Below are 16,949 nucleotides of genomic sequence, written 5' to 3'. Positions count from 1 at the left end.
CGCCGGAGGATCGCAAAACAAGGTAAAGACGCGGTTAAGCGCCATCGATCAACGTTGGCTGCATTGTCGTGGCGATGACCGTAGCGGACCCGGCCGTCGGGGCTGCAAACAGAGCGGGCGGGAAGATCGCTCTTCCCGCCCGCTGGATCCTCACTGGTCGAGGAAGCTGCGCATCTTGCGGCTTCGGCTCGGGTGCTTCAGCTTGCGAAGCGCCTTGGCCTCGATCTGGCGGATGCGTTCGCGCGTCACGCTGAACTGCTGGCCGACTTCCTCCAGCGTGTGGTCGGTGTTCATGCCGATGCCAAAGCGCATGCGAAGCACGCGCTCCTCACGCGGCGTGAGGCTGGCAAGGACGCGAGTGACCGTTTCCTTCAGGTTCGCCTGGATCGCGGCGTCCACCGGGATCACCGCGTTCTTGTCCTCGATGAAATCGCCCAGGTGGCTATCTTCCTCGTCGCCGATCGGCGTTTCGAGGGAGATCGGCTCCTTGGCGATCTTCATCACCTTGCGCACCTTCTCCAGCGGCATGGAAAGGCGCTCGGCCATTTCCTCCGGCGTCGGCTCGCGGCCCTGCTCGTGGAGGAACTGCCGACTGGTGCGCACCAGCTTGTTGATCGTCTCGATCATGTGGACCGGGATACGGATCGTGCGCGCCTGGTCCGCGATCGAGCGGGTGATCGCCTGCCGGATCCACCACGTGGCATAGGTGGAGAACTTGTAGCCACGGCGATACTCGAACTTGTCCACCGCCTTCATCAGGCCGATGTTGCCCTCCTGGATGAGATCCAGGAACTGCAGGCCGCGGTTCGTGTACTTCTTGGCGATCGAGATCACGAGGCGCAGGTTCGCCTCGACCATCTCCTTCTTGGCGATACGCGCCTCGCGCTCGCCCTTCTGCACCATGTTCACGATGCGGCGGAACTCGCCGAGCGCCATGCCGGTCTGCTGCGAGATCTCGGCGATTTCGCTGCGGATACGCTCGACGGCGGCCGCCTCGTTGGTGGCGAAGGCGGTCCACTTCTTGTCAAGGCCGTTGACGGTCGCCAGGAACGTGTCGTCAAGCTCATGGCCCATGTAGCGATCGAGGAAGTCCTTGCGGCTTACCTTGTGCCGCTCGGCCAGTCGCAGCATCTGCCCGCCCAGCGCGGTCAAACGCCGGTTGTAGCTGTACAGCTGGTCGACCAGATACTCGATCTTGGCGTTGTGGAACTGGACGCTCTCGACCTCGGCCGTCAGCTCCTCGCGCAGCTTCTGATACTTGCGCTCGTCCGCCGCGGTCAGCTCGGTCCCGCCGCCCATGGCGTCGAGCCGGCCCTGCTGCATCTTCGAGAATTTCTTGTAGATCGAGGTGATGTTGGCGAACTTCTCAAGCGCCATCGGCTTGAGCGTTTCCTCCATCTGCGCGAGGCTGAGGGTATTGTCCTCCTCTTCCTCGTCCGACGCGCGCGGCGTACGACGCTCGGTCATGTCATCGTCGTCGTCCGACGATGCTTCCTCCGGCTCGTCCTCTTCCTTGAACGAGGTGCCGGCGGTCTTCTCGCTGATCTCGCCATTGTCGTCCTCGGCACCCTCGACCTGCTCGGCCGACGGACCCTTGGACAGCATCGCATCGAGATCGATGATCTCGCGCAGCTGCATCGTGCCTTCGTTCAGCTGGGTGGACCAGTCGATGATCGCGTTGAAGGTGATCGGCGACTCGCACAGGCCCATGATCATCGTGTCACGGCCGGCTTCGATACGCTTGGCGATCGCGATCTCGCCCTCGCGGCTGAGCAGCTCGACGGCGCCCATCTCGCGCAGGTACATGCGCACCGGATCATCGGTGCGATCGACAGTTTCCTTCTTCTTCTCGACGGCGGGCGCGGTGCCCTGGTCGACGTCGACCGATTCGACCTCGTCCTCCGGCTGCTCCTGCTCGTCGCCGTCCTCGCCGGCTTCCTCGTTCTCGACGATGTTGACGCCCATTTCGTTGAGCGCGGACATCACGTCCTCGAGCTGGTCGCTGGACATCTGGTCCTGCGGCAGGGCGGCGTTCAGCTCATCATAGGTGATGTACCCGCGCTTCTTGGCGCGAGCGATCAGCTTTTTGACGTCCGCGTCGTTCAGGTCGATCAGCGGGGCATCAGCCAGTTCAACACCGTCTTCTGCACCGCTACCGTTAACCTTCGCCATCAATCGTCCTCGGAATCAAAAGCGCGGGCGTCTTCGTTCGACTGAACGAGATTTGCAAGCCGAAGCTCCAGCGCCTGTTTTTCTTTCACCAACGCCACCTGTCGCTGGAACGCCTCGTCGGTGAAGCGCGCCTGCATGGCGGACGTTGCATCAGCCAGTGCCGCATCCACTTCAGGCTGCGTCACCAGGATCGCGATCGCTTCGTCCAGGTCTTCCCGGGCGCGCGACGCATCCCCCGTCGGCTGCGTAAAGGAATAAGGCATTGTATCTGCTCTCAGCAGGTCACGGGCGACTGCTTCGAAACCGCTGTTCCGCAATATGGTGACGAGGCGGGCGCTATCAAGCTCCCGATCCTCAAGCGCAACATCGACCACTGCCTCAAACAATCGGCCAAGCGCGCCATCGGCCATGCGCAGCGATCCCAGCACTTCCATATGGCGGGCGATTTCGGCCGGGTGGCGGATCAGCCCGGCGAGTACGGCCTTGGCCAGCACCCGGTCGATCCCGGCCGCGCGAAACGCCTTGGCGTCGTCCGTGACGGGCAGGGGCGGGGGCGTCCATTTCTGTCCCGGCCGTCTGGGCACGAATGGCTGCCGGGGTTCAAAGCTGCGCCCGCGCTCGAACGGGCGGCGGGTCTGCCCGAACTGCTCGTCATAACGACGGCGGAACTCTGCCCGATACTCCGACTGTACCACCGGATCGCCGATGGTCTTGGCCAGCTCGGCCATGCGGGCGCGAAAGCCGGCGCGCTGTTCGGGCGTCGTGAGCGGCTCGGCCGCGACTTCATGCGTCCATAACCGATCAACCAGCGGCGTCGCCTCGCGTACCAGCGCCTCGAAAGCGCCGGCGCCCTTCGCGTGGATCAGGTCGTCGGGATCCTGCCCCTCCGGCAAGGTGACGAACTGGAGGCTGCGACCGGGGGCGAGCAGCGGCATCGCGCGGTGCGCGGCACGGATCGCGGCCTTCTGCCCGGCATTGTCCCCGTCGAGGCAAAGCGTCGGCACATCGACAATCCGCCATAGCCGCTCGAGCTGGTGTTCGGTCAGCGCGGTGCCGAGCGGCGCGACCACTTCCCCGATCCCCGCCTGCGCAAGGGCAATCGCATCCATATACCCCTCGACCACCAGCACGCGGTCTGCCTTGCGCGCGGCGGGCAGGGCGCGATCGAGGTTGTAGAGCGTGCGCCCCTTGTCGAAGAGCGGCGTGTCGGGGGAGTTCAGATATTTCGGCTCGCCATCGCCGATGATCCGCCCGCCAAAGGCGATCACGCGCCCGCGTGCATCGCGAATCGGGATCATCAGTCGGCCGCGGAACCGGTCATAGGGTTCCTTGCCCTCCACGCTGATCAGCAATCCCGCCTCGATCAGCATGGCGTCGCCGAACTGCTTCAGCGCCGCGCGCAGCTTGCCGCGGGCGTCTGGCGCGAATCCGAACCCGAAAGTGCGCCGGGTCGCATCCGAAATCCCGCGCTTGTCGAGCAGGGCGCGCGCGGCGGTGCCCTCGATCCCGTCAAGCTGCTGGCGAAACCACTCCGCCGCAGCGGTCATCACGTCGTGGAGCGAGTTCGCCTTCTCGGCCCGCGCCGCGGCGCGCTTGTCAGGGGCGGGCATGTCCATGCCCGCCGCCTGCGCCAGCTCCTTAACCGCATCGATAAAGGGCAGGCCCCGCTGGTCGGTCATCCAGCGAATCGCATCGCCATGCGCCGAGCAGCCGAAGCAGTGATAGAAGCCCTTGTCGTCGTTGACGTAGAAGCTGGGCGTCTTCTCGTTATGAAACGGGCAGCAGCCCTTGTGCTCACGCCCCGCCTTGGTGAGCTTGGTTGTCTTGCCGATCAGCGCAGACAGCGACGTGCGCGCGCGCAGCTCGTCAAGAAAGGCGGGGGTCAGCGACATGGTGTTGCTCGTGAAGACATGCGCTTCCCAAAACCCTCCCGCAAGCGGGAGGGGCGTTCAGAGTTAAGCCAGAGCCGCCTTCACGAGGCCGCTTGCCTTGGACATGTCGAGCACGGTGCCGTGCCGCGCCTTCAGTTCGGCCATCACCCGGCCCATGTCCTTCATCCCGGCGGCGCCGATATCGGCCTTGATCGCCTCGATCGCGGCGGTCGTCTCCGCTTCGTCCATCTGCTTGGGCAGGAAGCGATCGATCACCGCCACTTCGGCCTCTTCGGCCTTGGCCAGTTCCTCTCGCCCGCCGTTGCGGAACATCTGGATCGACTCGGTGCGCTGCTTCTTCATCTTCTGCAGCACTTCGACCACCAGCGCGTCGTCGTCCGGCGCGTTGGACTGGGTGCGCGCTTCGATGTCGCGATTCTTGATCGCGGCCTGGATCAGGCCGATCGCGGCGCGGGTTTCCTTGTCGCCGGCCTTCATGGCAGCGATCTGGGCTTGCTTGATATCGTCTCGAATCATGGTTCCTGAGGCCATATCAGATTGACGTGGCGGAGGGGCGAGTTTAGCGCGCCCCACTTAACGTACATCGCCGCTTACCAGGAGTGCCCGCCACCATGGCAGACGCAATACCCACGCACGCGCCTCAGCCCGATGGGGCCACAGGTGTCCTCGTTCTGGCAACGGGCGATGTGCTGTGGGGCCGTGGATTCGGTGCCGAGGGACAGGCCGTTGGCGAGGTGTGCTTCCACACCGCGATGACCGGCTATCAGGAAATCATGACGGACCCGAGCTTCGCCGGGCAGATCATCACCTTCACCTTTCCGCATATCGGCAATGTCGGTGCGAACCCCGATGACGTCGAGGCGGATGAGCCGCATGCGCTGGGCATGATCGTGCGCGAGGATCCGACCACACCGTCCAACTTCCGCGCCGCCGAGAATCTCGAAGGCTGGATGAAGCGGCACGCGCGCATCGGCCTCGCCGGCATCGACACGCGCGCGCTGACCCGGCGCATTCGGGCCGGGGGTGCGCCGAATGGTGTCGTCGCCCATGCCGCAGATGGCCGATTTGATCTCGATCTGCTGCTGAGGATGGCGCGCGAATGGCCGGGGCTCGAGGGCATGGACCTCGCCAGGGAAGTGACCCGCGAAACGCACGGCACCTGGGGTGCGGATCGCGCCGGCGGTATCTGGCGCATCGGCTTCGGTTATGACGGCGCCGAGGGTGAGGATCGCCCACACGTCGTCGCGATCGATTACGGCAGCAAGCACAACATCTTCCGCAACCTTGTTCAGGCGGGCGCGAAGGTATCGGTGGTGCCGGCGGAAACCGACTTCGACACGATCATGTCGCTCAACCCTGACGGCATCTTCCTGTCGAACGGCCCGGGCGATCCCGCCGCGACCGGCGAATATGCCGTTCCGGTGATCCAGAAGCTGCTCGACACCAACAAGCCCTTGTTTGGCATTTGCCTTGGCCACCAGCTGCTCGGCCTGGCGGTTGGTGCACGCACGACCAAGATGTTCCAGGGTCACCGCGGCGCGAACCATCCGGTGAAGCGCCTCGCGGACGGCGCGGTCGAGATCACCAGCATGAACCACGGCTTCTCGGTGGAGCGCGAAAGCCTTCCGGCGAACGCCCGCGAGACGCATGTGTCGCTGTTCGATGGCAGCAATGCCGGACTGGAGCTGACCGACAAGCCCGCGTTCAGCGTGCAATATCACCCGGAGGCGAGCCCGGGGCCGCAAGACAGCTTCTACCTGTTCGAACGGTTCGTGGGTTCGCTGCGTTGATCACGCGGGGCCAGCTTGCTGCCCCGGTGCTGACCCTCGTTTTGGCCGCCTGTTCGCAGGCTGCGCCGGCGAACCAGCATCAGTTGCAGGCGCGGCTTTCTTCCATCCCCAATACATGCGGGGTGGCGACAGCGCGGCTGAAGGCCACATCGGCCTCGAACGTGACGATGGAATTGCCGGGTGACATGCCAGCTTCAGAGGCCGAACAGGCTGCCGCTTGCATCGCCGCCGAAGTGAAGAAGATTTCGGGAGCCAGCCTCACGCCGATGGGCGTCGGGGCAGGGGCTGCCGAGTAAGGACCAAGAGAGACATAATGCCCAAGCGCACCGACATCTCCTCCATCCTCGTCATTGGCGCCGGGCCGATCGTGATCGGTCAGGCGTGCGAGTTCGATTATTCGGGCACACAGGCGATCAAGGCGCTCAAGGAAGAGGGCTATCGCATCGTCCTGGTCAATTCGAACCCGGCGACGATCATGACCGATCCCGAACTGGCCGACGCGACCTATGTCGAGCCGATCACGCCGGAGATCGTGGCGAAGATCATCGAGAAGGAGCGGCCCGACGCAGTGCTCCCCACCATGGGCGGGCAGACCGCGCTCAACACCGCGCTGGCGCTTTTCCATGATGGCACGCTGGAGAAGTACGGCGTCACCATGATCGGCGCCGATGCCGAGGCGATCGACAAGGCCGAGGACCGGCAGAAGTTCCGCAACGCGATGGACAAGATCGGGCTGGAAAGTGCCCGCTCTGCCGTCGCGCATACCGAGGCGGAGGCGCTTGAGGCGCTGGAGAAAACCGGGCTCCCCGCCATTATCCGGCCAAGCTTCACGCTGGGCGGCACCGGCGGCGGCGTCGCGTACAACCGCGAGGAGTTCCTCGAGATCGTCCGCAAGGGGCTGGACGCATCGCCGACCACCGAGGTGCTGATCGAGGAGTCGCTGCTCGGCTGGAAGGAATATGAGATGGAGGTGGTCCGCGACCGTGCGGACAATTGCATCATCATCTGCTCGATCGAGAATATCGATCCGATGGGCGTCCACACGGGCGACTCGATCACTGTCGCGCCTGCGCTGACGCTGACCGACAAGGAATATCAGATCATGCGCAACGCCAGCATTGCGGTGCTGCGCGAAATCGGCGTGGAAACAGGCGGTTCGAACGTACAGTTCGCGGTCAATCCAAAGGATGGCCGCCTGATCGTGATCGAGATGAACCCGCGCGTGTCGCGCTCGTCTGCGCTGGCGTCGAAGGCCACCGGCTTTCCGATCGCCAAGGTCGCGGCGAAGCTGGCGGTGGGCTATACGCTCGACGAGATCGAGAACGACATCACCGGCGCGACGCCCGCGAGCTTCGAGCCGACGATCGACTACGTCGTCACCAAGATCCCACGCTTCGCCTTCGAGAAGTTCAAGGGCGCCGAGGCGGTTCTGTCGACTGCGATGAAGAGCGTCGGCGAAGTCATGGCGATCGGACGCAACATTCACGAATCGATGCAGAAGGCGCTGCGTGGTCTGGAGACCGGCCTCAGCGGCTTCGACCGGGTTGAGCGGCTGGTCGGCGCACCGCGTGCCGAGATCGAGGCGGCGCTTGCCGTCGCTTCGCCCGATCGCCTGCTGGTCGCCGCACAGGCGCTGCGCGAAGGCTTCACCGTCGCCGAGGTGCACGCGATCGCCAAATACGATCCCTGGTTCCTGGAGCGGATCGAGGAGATCGTCCGCGCCGAGGAAGAAGTGTGTCGCAACGGCCTGCCGATCGACGCGGCGGGGATGCGCCGGCTGAAGGCGATGGGCTTCAGCGACAAGCGTCTCGCGTGGCTTGCGCTGCAGTCGGCCAATCTGCGGGGCATGCGTCGCGGCATCGCGCAAGGGTCGGGCCTGATTCACGAGGCAGTGAAGGCGATGACCGGCGGCGTCACCGAGCAGGAGGTGCGCGAGCATCGCCACAAGCTTGGCGCGCGCCCGGTGTTCAAGCGCATCGACACCTGCGCGGCGGAGTTCGATGCGAAGACGCCGTACATGTATTCGACCTATGAGGCGCCCACCTTTGGTGAAGCCGAGAACGAGGCGATGCCGTCGGATCGTCGCAAGATCGTGATCCTGGGCGGCGGGCCGAACCGGATCGGGCAGGGAATCGAGTTCGATTACTGCTGCTGCCACGCGTGTTTCGCGCTGGCGGATGCCGGGTTCGAGACGATCATGGTCAATTGTAACCCGGAAACGGTGTCGACCGATTATGACACGTCGGATCGCCTGTATTTCGAGCCACTGACGGCTGAGGACGTGCTGGAGATCCTGCACGTCGAGCAGTCCAAGGGCGAGCTCGTCGGGGTCATCGTCCAGTTCGGTGGCCAGACGCCGCTTAACCTGGCGCGTGCGATCGAGGCGGCCGGGATCCCGATCCTCGGCACCTCGCCTTCGGCCATCGATCTGGCGGAGGATCGCGAGCAGTTCGCCGCGCTGGTCGACAAGCTGCGCCTGCTTCAGCCGAACAACGGCATCGCGCGCAGCCGTGAAGAGGCGCTGAACGTCGCCGAGCGGGTCGGCTATCCGGTGCTGATGCGCCCGAGCTTCGTGCTCGGTGGCCGCGCGATGGAGATCGTCGACGGACCGCAGCAGCTTGAGGACTATATCCAGACCGCGGTTCAGGTGTCGGGCGACGCCCCGGTGCTGATCGACCAGTATCTGCGTGACGCGATCGAGGTGGACGTGGACGCGATCTGCGACGGCGACGATGTCGTGGTCGCCGGCGTGCTGCAACATATCGAGGAGGCCGGTGTCCATTCGGGCGACAGCGCCTGCTCGATCCCGCCTTATTCGTTGCCGGCCGAGATCATCGCCGAGATCGAGCGTCAGGCGGAGGCGCTGGCGCATGGTCTCGGCGTGCGCGGCCTGATGAACATCCAGTTCGCGGTGAAGGACGGCAAGGTCTATCTGATCGAGGTGAACCCGCGCGCCAGCCGCACGGTGCCGTTCGTCGCCAAGGCGATCGGCGCACCGATCGCCAAGATCGCCGCGCGCGTGATGGCGGGCGAGAAGCTGAAGGACCTGCCCACGATCGACCGCAACATCGATTACGTGGCGGTGAAGGAAGCCGTGTTCCCGTTCAACCGCTTCCCCGGAATCGATCCGGTCCTGTCACCGGAAATGAAGTCTACGGGCGAAGTGATGGGAATCGATCGCGATTTCACCACCGCCTTCGCCAAGTCGCAGCTCGCCGCGGGCAATGTGTTGCCGAGCGGCGGCAAGGTGTTCGTCAGCGTGAAGGACAATGACAAGGCGGCGATCACGACCGCGATCCGCGGACTGGTGGACGCTGGCTTCACCATCGTCGCGACCGGCGGCACCGCGGATCACCTGCAACGCGCCGGCCTGCCCGTCGAGGTGGTGAACAAGGTGGCGCAGGGCCGGCCGCACATTGTCGACCGGATCAAGGACGGCGACATCGCGCTGATCTTCAACACGACGGAAGGCTGGCAGAGCCTGAAGGATTCGCAGCCGATCCGCGCGTCGGCGGTGAATCAGAAGATCCCGTACTTCACCACCGCCCAGGCCAGCATTCAGGCGGCTAAGGCGATCACGACCGTGTCGCAGAACCTTGAAGTACGCCCGTTGCAGGCCTATTATTCGCAGTCGCACAACTAATCCCCGACAATTTGTTTGAGGTGCGAAGCGGCTAAGGGAGGCCGCTCGGGGACGGGTTTATTGAAGGGTGACGCGCACATGGCGACCGTCGAGAAGATGCCGATGCTGCAGGAAGGCTATGACAAGCTGACTGCGGAGCTCAAACGGCTGAAAATCGAACGGCCGCAGATTGTTGATGCGATCGAAGAAGCGCGTGCCCATGGCGACCTGTCCGAAAACGCCGAATATCATGCCGCCAAGGAGCGTCAGGGCCAGATCGAGGCGACGATCGCCGACATCGAGGACAAGCTGTCGCGCGCGCAGATCATCGATCCGCGCGACCTGTCGGGCGACAAGGTGGTGTTCGGCGCGACCGTGACTCTGCTTGACGAAGACGAGAAGCCGATCAGGTACCAGATCGTCGGCCAGACCGAAGCGGATGCGAAGTCGGGGCGGATCAGCTACAATTCGCCGATGGGCCGCGCGCTGATCGGACGAAGTGTGGATGACGAGGTAGAGGTGTCGGTGCCGGCCGGCGACCGCTACTACGTGGTGTCCAAGATCGAATTCATCTGATCGTGGAGGGATGGAGCCTGAGGCTGCAGCGGCGCGTTGCAGCCCAGTGCGTCCGCTCCGGCTCTTCATCCCTCAGAACGAGGCACGAGCCAAATAAAAGGCTGCGGACGCGCCTGGGCGTCCGCAGCCTTCAGGAAAATCGGGGCGAGGGGGCGTTGGCGGCTCAGCCGGCCGGCTTTAGCAGCTCCGGCTCGAGCAGACGGTGCAGGTGCACTACCACATATTTCATCTCCGCATCATCGACGGTCCGCTGTGCAGCAGCGCGCCAGGCCTTTTCGGCCGATGCGTAGTCTGGAAAGACGCCGACGATGTCGATGGACTTGAGGTCGGCGAAGTCGAGCGTGCGCGGGTCGGTAACCCGGCCGCCGAAAACGAGGTGAAGCTTGCTCATGGCGGCTCCCTTATCCCCTAGGCGACCGGGTTTGAACCCTCTCAGTGCGCCGGTTTGATCTGTTCGCGTCCAGCCTCTGCCGCCGCCGTGCCAGCGTGCGATGCCGCCTTCACGACGCCCTGGAACAGGGACTTGGCCTGGCCCCGGGCAGCATCCTTGGTTAGACCCAGCTCTTCCAGTTCGCCACGACCAGCCTCCTTGGCGGCTGCAAGGGCGGCTACGGCCGCGGCACTCACCGTCTTGCCCACCGGCGCCAGGATCTTCTTCTCGCGCTCGCTGCGCGGCAGCAGCGCGCCGACAACGGCGCCCAATGCCAAGCCGCCGGCGAGCGCGCCGAGCGGGTTGCCCTCTATGAAGTCCGTCGCCTTGTGCGCTGCGTCGCGGGCGCCTTCCTTCGACGTCTCGACCGTCTCGCCAGCGCGCTCCAGCGCGCTCTCGTAGGCGTGAGTGGCACGCTCGCGCAGCGATTCGTTGTGATCGGCGCTGCTGCCCTGCTTGTTGGTCTGCGTGTTCGCGTCGGTCATATGTTGTTCCTCTCGGCCGCTTCCGGCCAGTCACCAGGGATCGAACGCGCTAGTTGCGCGGGGGTTTCGCGATCGTGCTTGCGCTTGCGTCGCCGACCGAAAAGGCCGGCGATACGGCCCCGTGCGAGCCACCCGATCGCAAGCGTGGCCGCCCACACCAGCGCTTCCGGGTTTGCTCGCGCCGTGGCGACCCCGTTGCGCAGCGCGCGCCCGCCGGTCTCCTGAAGATTTTCCACCGCGTCGCGCGCAACGACCTTCGGATTCAGGCGCGCCTGCAGTGTGCTGGCGGTCTGGCTCAATCGCTGACGCGCGGCAGCGGCGCGCTGCTCGGCGAGCGCAACGGACAATGCCTGAGGATCGGAGCTCAAGAGACGACCTTCTTCGACAATTGCGCCTTGCCCATCAGACCGAGGATCGTGGCGATCGCCAGCACGACCGCAACAACCGCGGCCGTGGCCCAGCCCGGGCCGATGACGGTCGCCAGCGTGAAGATGATCCCCACCAGCATGGCGATGAGCGCTGCGAGCGCCAATACGCCGGCCACAGCGAAGTAGATCGCCGCCCATTTGTAGCGATCCGCGGCGAAGGCGGCGCGCGCCTTCGCCAGCGCGATCTCGGCCTGTGCCGCCTCACGTGCATCGGCAGCCAGTTGCGACACCAGCTGCCCGATGCCGGCTTCCTCGTCCGTCCTCGCCCCCGTCATCAAGGTCACGCCTGGTCGCGCTGGTCGAGCCCCGAGGACAGAAGGCGAGCGGCAACGAAGCCAACCGCGGCCGCGACACCGATCGCAGCCGCCGGGCTCTTGCGAACCACCTCGCGTGCGTCGTCGAGCAGTTCGTCGACGCTGCGATCGTTCAGCTTCGACGACAGGCCCTGCACCTGCTCGGCAGCGGAGCGGGCATATTGGCCATATTGTGCGCCGAGCTTCTCATCTACCTGCTGCGCGGCATCGTTGAGCATCGTCACCAACTGGTCCAGCGCATCCGTCGCCTTAACCTTGCCCTGGTCGGCCAGCGTCCGCGCCCGGTCGCCTGCTTCGCTCTTCAGCTTCACGACATTGTCGTTGATCAGCTGGCGCGGGCTGGTGTTGCCACCGGTTGAGTCGCCGTCGGCGGTGGCCCCGCTGCTGCCGGGCGCGCTGTCGCTGGCGCTAGTCAGCGGATCGCGCGGCTGCAAATCGTCGGTCGCACCTGCCGGATTGGCGAGCGCGGGCGCGACATCTTGATCGGTCATCGGCTTTAAGGTGTCGTCGGCCATGGGGAATCCTTCCTTGATCGGTACTGACAACCCCGCCACGGCGAGGGTGTTCCATCACGATTTGCCGCCGGGAGCACGTCACGTTATCGGACGGCGAAAACCCGTCCTCGCCATCGTAGAAGGATCGTTACGTGACCGCAATCATCGACCTGCAGGGCCGCCAGATCATCGACAGCCGTGGCAACCCCACGGTTGAGGTCGACGTATTCCTCGAAGACGGCAGCTTCGGCCGCGCGGCCGTGCCGTCGGGCGCGTCGACCGGCGCGCACGAGGCAGTGGAACGCCGCGATGGCGACAAGTCGCGCTGGTTCGGCAAGGGCGTGGAGGGCGCGGTCGAAGCGGTCAACGGCGAGATTGCGGACACCATCCGCGGGCTGGAGGCCGAGGATCAGCTGGAGATCGATACTGTTCTGATCGAGCTGGATGGCACGCCGAACAAGGGGCGGCTGGGCGCGAACGCGATCCTCGGCGTCAGCCTGGCCGTGGCCAAGGCAGCGGCCGACGCGCGCGGCCTGCCGCTCTACCGCTACGTCGGCGGCGCTGGCGCGCATGTCTTGCCGGTGCCGATGATGAATATCATCAATGGCGGCGAACATGCTGACAATCCGATCGATTTCCAGGAATTCATGATCATGCCCGTGGGCGCGGAGAACATCCTGGACGCGGTGCGCTGCGGCTCGGAGATATTCCATACGCTGAAGAAGGGACTGCACGAGAAGGGGCTTGCCACCTCGGTCGGAGACGAGGGCGGCTTCGCGCCCAATCTCGCGAGCACCATAGATGCGCTCGATTTCATCATGCAGTCGATCGAGAAGGCGGGATATACGCCGGGCGACGACGTGATGCTCGCGCTCGACTGCGCGGCGACCGAGTTCTTCCGCGACGGCAGATATGAGATTTCGGGCGAGGGCCTGTCGCTCGAGCCCGGCGCAATGGCTGATTATCTGGCCGATCTCGTTTCGCGTTACCCGATCCTGTCGATCGAGGACGGCATGGCCGAGGACGATTTCGAGGGCTGGAAGGCGCTGACCGACAAGATTGGCGACAAGGTCCAGCTCGTCGGCGACGATTTGTTCGTCACGAATCCGACGCGTCTGCGCGATGGCATCAAGCGCGGCCTCGCCAATTCGCTTCTGGTGAAAGTCAATCAGATCGGCACGCTGTCGGAAACGCTGGAGGCGATGCGCATAGCGGAACGGGCCGGCTACACCGCGGTCATGAGCCACCGTTCGGGCGAGACCGAAGACGCGACGATCGCCGATCTGGCGGTCGCCACGAACTGCGGGCAGATCAAGACGGGCAGCCTCGCGCGGTCCGATCGGCTCGCCAAGTACAACCAGCTGATCCGGATCGAGGAGGAACTCGGCACGGTTGCCGCTTATGCCGGCCGGGACGTGTTGCGCACCCGCTGAAACAGCTTGAATAAAGGAGGGCTTTCGGCGAAAATCTTCGTGTGAAACGCCGCAAGCCCTCCACCTTTCGCGCCGTACTGAAGCGCGCCACCTGGCCTGCGCTGGCGGTGATGGTGATGGCGTTCTTCGGTGGCTATGCCGTTCTTGGTGCCAATGGCATCTTCGCCTTCGGGGAATACAAGCGGCAGGTCGCGAAGCGCGAACATTATTACGCGGCGCTCGATCACAAGCGTGAGGTATTGCGTAATCGAGTCGCGCTTCTTGATCCGCGTCACGCGAACCCGGACATGGTGGACGAACTGGTGCGGCGTGAACTGAACGTCGCTCATCCCGACGAAGTGATCGTTCCACTGAACTAATTGGCTAGGCGTTTGCGGGTGCTTCCCGGTCGCCCGTCCCTCTTTTCACTTCCGCTCATTCGCCCCATGCTGCGCTTCTTTGGGGGAGGGGCGTCATGGCCGCGTTGAACATCCTGTGGCCGACCTTTGCTATGGTCGGGTTGATCTTCGTCGTCTGGTTCACGCTGTTCTTTCATCGCATCCGCCACATGAAGCACACGCCGCCGCGACCGCAGGATTTTGCGGATGGTGAGGCGGCCCTGCGCTATTTCCGGCCGGTCGAGATGCCCGCGAACAATCTCGCCAATCTGTTCGAGATGCCGGTGCTCTTTTTCGCGCTGGTGTCGCTGCTGATCGTGACGGCGCAGGTTAATAACATTCAGGTGACGCTTGCCTGGCTGTTCGCTATCGCACGGGCCGTTCATAGCTACATCCACATCGGGCCGAAGAAGGTGCCGGCGCGGTTCTTCGCCTATCTCGTATCGGTGGTGATCCTGCTGGCGATGTGGGTCGGTTTCTTCGTCGACATCGTGACGGTGGCAGGCGACTATCGTCGCGTCGTGCAGGCAATGGGGGGTGTTCTTTGAAGTCGAGGCTCGTGTTTGCGGCTGCCGCGTTGACGGTGGCTGTCCCTGCGACGGCGGAGACGGTGGTCATCACCGCTGCGCAGATGCTTGATGTCGAGAAGGGCGTGCTGGTCCCGCGTCCGGTCATTACCGTGACGGATGGGCGCATCACCGCGCTCGGCGGTGCGGCACCTGCGGGCGCGATCCGGATCGATCTGGGTGATGTGACGCTAGTGCCGGGCCTGATCGACATGCACGTTCACCTCGACAGCACCCCCATATATGGCGGGTATAACGGGCTTCAGTTCACCGACAGCTTCTGGGGGGTGCAAGGGGTCGGCAACGCTGGCGCCATGCTGCGCGCCGGGTTCACCACTGTGCGCAACGTGGGGTCGGAAAACTACAACGACGTGGCCTACAAGCAGGCGATTGACGAAGGACTGATGGTCGGGCCGCGAATCGTGCCGGCTGCCTATGCCCTGGGCGCGACCGGCGGCCATTGCGACAGCACCTTCTTCCCGCCCAGCTTCAACCAGCGTGGCAAGGCGGTCGGGGACACGCCCGACGAACTGCGCACCCGTGTTCGCGAGCAGCGCAAATATGGCGCCGAGGTGATCAAGGTGTGCGCCACCGGCGGCGTTTTCAGCCGCAACACCGAACCGGGGCAACAGCAGCTTTCCGAGGGCGAACTGCGCGCGATCGCTGACGAGGCGCATCAATGGGGGTTGAAGACGGCCGCACATGCGCATGGTGCGGCCGGGATCAAGGCGGCGATCCGCGCCGGGATCGACACGATCGAACATGCCAGCCTGATCGACGATGAGGGGATCCGTCTCGCAAAGGAGAAGGGCACCTATCTGTCGATGGACATCTATAACACCGAATATACCCAGGCGGAGGGCAAGAAGAACGGCGTGCTTGAAGACAATCTGCGCAAGGATCGCGAGATTGCGCAGATCCAGCGCGACAATTTCCGCAGGGCCAATGCCGCCGGCGTGAAGATGGTGTTCGGAACCGACGCCGGGGTGATGCCGCACAAGGATGCAGGCAAGCAGTTCGGCATCATGGTGCGCTTCGGCATGACCCCGTTGCAGGCGATCCGCGCCGCGACCCTGACTGCGGCCGATGCCCTCGGGCGCAACCGTGACGTCGGCGCGCTCGCTGTCGGACGCTTTGGTGACATCGTCGCGGTAGCGGGGAATCCGCTGGAGGACGTCACGGTGCTGGAACGCCCTGTCGCCGTCATCAAGGGAGGTGCACGGGTCGACTGACCGCGGCGAGGCGGTGGCGTTCTGCTTGCAACATGGTTAACGCCCGTAACAGGGTAACTTCGGGGGGCGGGGCAATGTGGGCGATCGGCGTGGTGGCAGGCGGCGTCATCGTGGCGGCAGCGGCGCCGACGGTCCCTGATTACGGCCCGCATCTGGAGCGTTTCACTTACCCGTGGCCGGTGCAGACCATGACGGTCGACGTCGTCGGTCAGCCCGCGACAATCGCCTTCATGGACGTCGCACCGGCCCGGCCCAATGGCCGCGTGGTCGTGTTGATGCACGGCAAGAACTTCTGTGGCGCGACGTGGGAGTCGACGGCGCGGGCGCTCAGCGCGTCGGGTTATCGCGTGATCATCCCCGACCAGATCGGCTTCTGCAAATCGGCAAAGCCGCGCGCGGCGCAGTACAGCTTCGCGATGCTCGCGCATCACACCAACCGTCTGCTCGCCTCGCGCGGAGTGACGAAGGCCATTGTCGTGGGTCACTCGATGGGGGGAATGCTCGCAACGCGCTACGCCATCATGTATCCCAAGGCGGTCGATCGCCTGGTGCTGGTCAACCCGCTCGGCTTGGTCGACCGGTCGGAAGCGGGCGTGCCCTATGTAGATGTCGATACGCTTTGGGCGGGGGAGAAGAAGACCGATTATGCCTCGATCCGGGCGTACCAGACCGCCAACTATTATCATGGCACCTGGAAGCCGGCCTATGATCGCTGGGCGTTGATGCAGGCCGGCATGTATGCCGGGGCAGGGCGCGACACGGTCGCCCTGGCGCAGGCGAAGACCGGCGAGATGATTCGGACGCAGCCGATCGCGCATGAACTTTACCGTGTGACGGCGCCGACGACGCTCATCGTCGGCACGCTGGACAAGACCTCGTTCGGCCGCGCGCAGGCACCCGCATCGCTGCAGAAGTTCCTCGAGGCGATCCCGCAAGTCGCGACTGAGGCGGTTCGCAAGCTGCCGTCTGCCAAGCTGGTTCCGCTGGACGGACTCGGTCACTCGCCGCAGGTGGAAGATCCGGCGCGCTTCGAAAAGACGTTGCTCTCGGTCATAGCGTGAAACGGGGTGCCCCTTGGCGGGGTGGCAGGGTGGCCGCCATTGACCAGTCGGGTCGCGATGCGTATAGCCGCGTCCGT

17 protein-coding genes are annotated in these 16,949 nt (G+C 64.5%); 9 read left to right on the top strand and 8 right to left on the bottom strand.

Annotation, left to right across the window (positions count from 1 at the left end):
* Positions 1-150: 150 nt before the first annotated feature.
* The 3 genes from rpoD to ACH0BU_RS00550 form a co-directional block, all read right to left on the bottom strand.
* Positions 151-2,172, bottom strand: coding sequence for an RNA polymerase sigma factor RpoD (gene rpoD, locus ACH0BU_RS00560; RefSeq protein ID WP_046408511.1), 2,022 nt, complete (start codon positions 2,170-2,172; stop codon positions 151-153).
* On the bottom strand, positions 2,172-4,064 hold the full coding sequence (gene dnaG, locus ACH0BU_RS00555) for a DNA primase (protein ID WP_500263478.1): 1,893 nt from the start codon (positions 4,062-4,064) through the stop codon (positions 2,172-2,174). Before dnaG ends, rpoD begins: the two co-directional genes overlap by 1 nt.
* A gap of 63 nt (positions 4,065-4,127) precedes the next feature.
* Positions 4,128-4,580: a GatB/YqeY domain-containing protein gene (locus ACH0BU_RS00550; protein ID WP_046408513.1), complete on the bottom strand. Its 453-nt coding sequence runs from the start codon at positions 4,578-4,580 to the stop codon at positions 4,128-4,130.
* Positions 4,581-4,675: 95 nt separating this feature from the next.
* Here ACH0BU_RS00550 and carA point away from each other — a divergent pair, with 95 nt between their 5' ends.
* The 4 genes from carA (at position 4,676) to greA (ending at position 10,052) form a co-directional block, all read left to right on the top strand.
* Complete coding sequence (gene carA, locus ACH0BU_RS00545) at positions 4,676-5,854, top strand: glutamine-hydrolyzing carbamoyl-phosphate synthase small subunit (RefSeq protein WP_500263477.1); 1,179 nt, start codon at positions 4,676-4,678, stop codon at positions 5,852-5,854.
* Positions 5,851-6,150, top strand: a complete 300-nt coding sequence (locus tag ACH0BU_RS00540; protein WP_500263476.1) for a hypothetical protein — start codon at positions 5,851-5,853, stop codon at positions 6,148-6,150. Before carA ends, ACH0BU_RS00540 begins: the two co-directional genes overlap by 4 nt.
* Positions 6,151-6,167: 17 nt before the next feature.
* Positions 6,168-9,497: a carbamoyl-phosphate synthase large subunit gene (gene carB, locus ACH0BU_RS00535; protein ID WP_500263475.1), complete on the top strand. Its 3,330-nt coding sequence runs from the start codon at positions 6,168-6,170 to the stop codon at positions 9,495-9,497.
* A 78-nt stretch (positions 9,498-9,575) separates the two neighbouring features.
* Complete coding sequence (greA, locus tag ACH0BU_RS00530) at positions 9,576-10,052, top strand: transcription elongation factor GreA (protein ID WP_496001779.1); 477 nt, start codon at positions 9,576-9,578, stop codon at positions 10,050-10,052.
* 163 nt (positions 10,053-10,215) lie between these two features.
* Here greA and ACH0BU_RS00525 read toward each other — a convergent pair whose 3' ends face one another.
* Genes ACH0BU_RS00525 through ACH0BU_RS00505 form a run of 5 tightly spaced genes read right to left on the bottom strand, consistent with a single transcriptional unit; the run spans position 10,216 to position 12,224 of the window.
* Entirely contained in the window at positions 10,216-10,443 is a 228-nt protein-coding gene (locus ACH0BU_RS00525) for a DUF4170 domain-containing protein (RefSeq protein WP_046408523.1), read from the bottom strand.
* A gap of 41 nt (positions 10,444-10,484) precedes the next feature.
* Positions 10,485-10,967, bottom strand: coding sequence for a hypothetical protein (locus ACH0BU_RS00520; protein WP_082102831.1), 483 nt, complete (start codon positions 10,965-10,967; stop codon positions 10,485-10,487).
* Positions 10,964-11,335: a DUF3618 domain-containing protein gene (locus ACH0BU_RS00515; RefSeq protein WP_500263474.1), complete on the bottom strand. Its 372-nt coding sequence runs from the start codon at positions 11,333-11,335 to the stop codon at positions 10,964-10,966. The genes ACH0BU_RS00520 and ACH0BU_RS00515 overlap by 4 nt, the downstream gene beginning before the upstream one ends.
* The gene (locus tag ACH0BU_RS00510; RefSeq protein ID WP_301090677.1) at positions 11,332-11,670 is read right to left on the bottom strand and encodes a phage holin family protein; all 339 of its coding nucleotides are present in this window, start codon (positions 11,668-11,670) and stop codon (positions 11,332-11,334) included. The genes ACH0BU_RS00515 and ACH0BU_RS00510 overlap by 4 nt, the downstream gene beginning before the upstream one ends.
* A gap of 5 nt (positions 11,671-11,675) precedes the next feature.
* Positions 11,676-12,224, bottom strand: a complete 549-nt coding sequence (locus ACH0BU_RS00505; RefSeq protein ID WP_500263473.1) for a hypothetical protein — start codon at positions 12,222-12,224, stop codon at positions 11,676-11,678.
* A gap of 131 nt (positions 12,225-12,355) precedes the next feature.
* On the opposite strand from ACH0BU_RS00505, the gene eno reads away from it, so the two are divergent.
* From eno to ACH0BU_RS00480, 5 genes are all read left to right on the top strand, one after another.
* The gene (gene eno / locus ACH0BU_RS00500; protein ID WP_500263472.1) at positions 12,356-13,636 is read left to right on the top strand and encodes a phosphopyruvate hydratase; all 1,281 of its coding nucleotides are present in this window, start codon (positions 12,356-12,358) and stop codon (positions 13,634-13,636) included.
* Positions 13,637-13,746: 110 nt separating this feature from the next.
* Positions 13,747-13,995 carry an FtsB family cell division protein gene (locus ACH0BU_RS00495; protein ID WP_231621890.1) on the top strand — a complete coding sequence of 83 codons (249 nt, stop codon included), beginning with the start codon at positions 13,747-13,749 and terminating at the stop codon, positions 13,993-13,995.
* A gap of 95 nt (positions 13,996-14,090) precedes the next feature.
* Complete coding sequence (locus ACH0BU_RS00490) at positions 14,091-14,561, top strand: MAPEG family protein (protein WP_500263471.1); 471 nt, start codon at positions 14,091-14,093, stop codon at positions 14,559-14,561.
* On the top strand, positions 14,558-15,811 hold the full coding sequence (locus ACH0BU_RS00485; protein ID WP_500263470.1) for a Xaa-Pro dipeptidase: 1,254 nt from the start codon (positions 14,558-14,560) through the stop codon (positions 15,809-15,811). Before ACH0BU_RS00490 ends, ACH0BU_RS00485 begins: the two co-directional genes overlap by 4 nt.
* A 74-nt stretch (positions 15,812-15,885) precedes the next feature.
* Positions 15,886-16,872 (top strand): alpha/beta fold hydrolase, encoded by a 987-nt coding sequence (locus ACH0BU_RS00480; protein WP_500263469.1) that lies wholly within the window; start codon positions 15,886-15,888, stop codon positions 16,870-16,872.
* Positions 16,873-16,949 lie beyond the last annotated feature (77 nt).

The organism is Sphingomonas olei (genome assembly GCF_045369765.1).
Taxonomy (GTDB): Bacteria; Pseudomonadota; Alphaproteobacteria; order Sphingomonadales; family Sphingomonadaceae; genus Sphingomonas; species Sphingomonas panaciterrae.
This window is presented reverse-complemented; position numbering and strand designations above follow the sequence as displayed.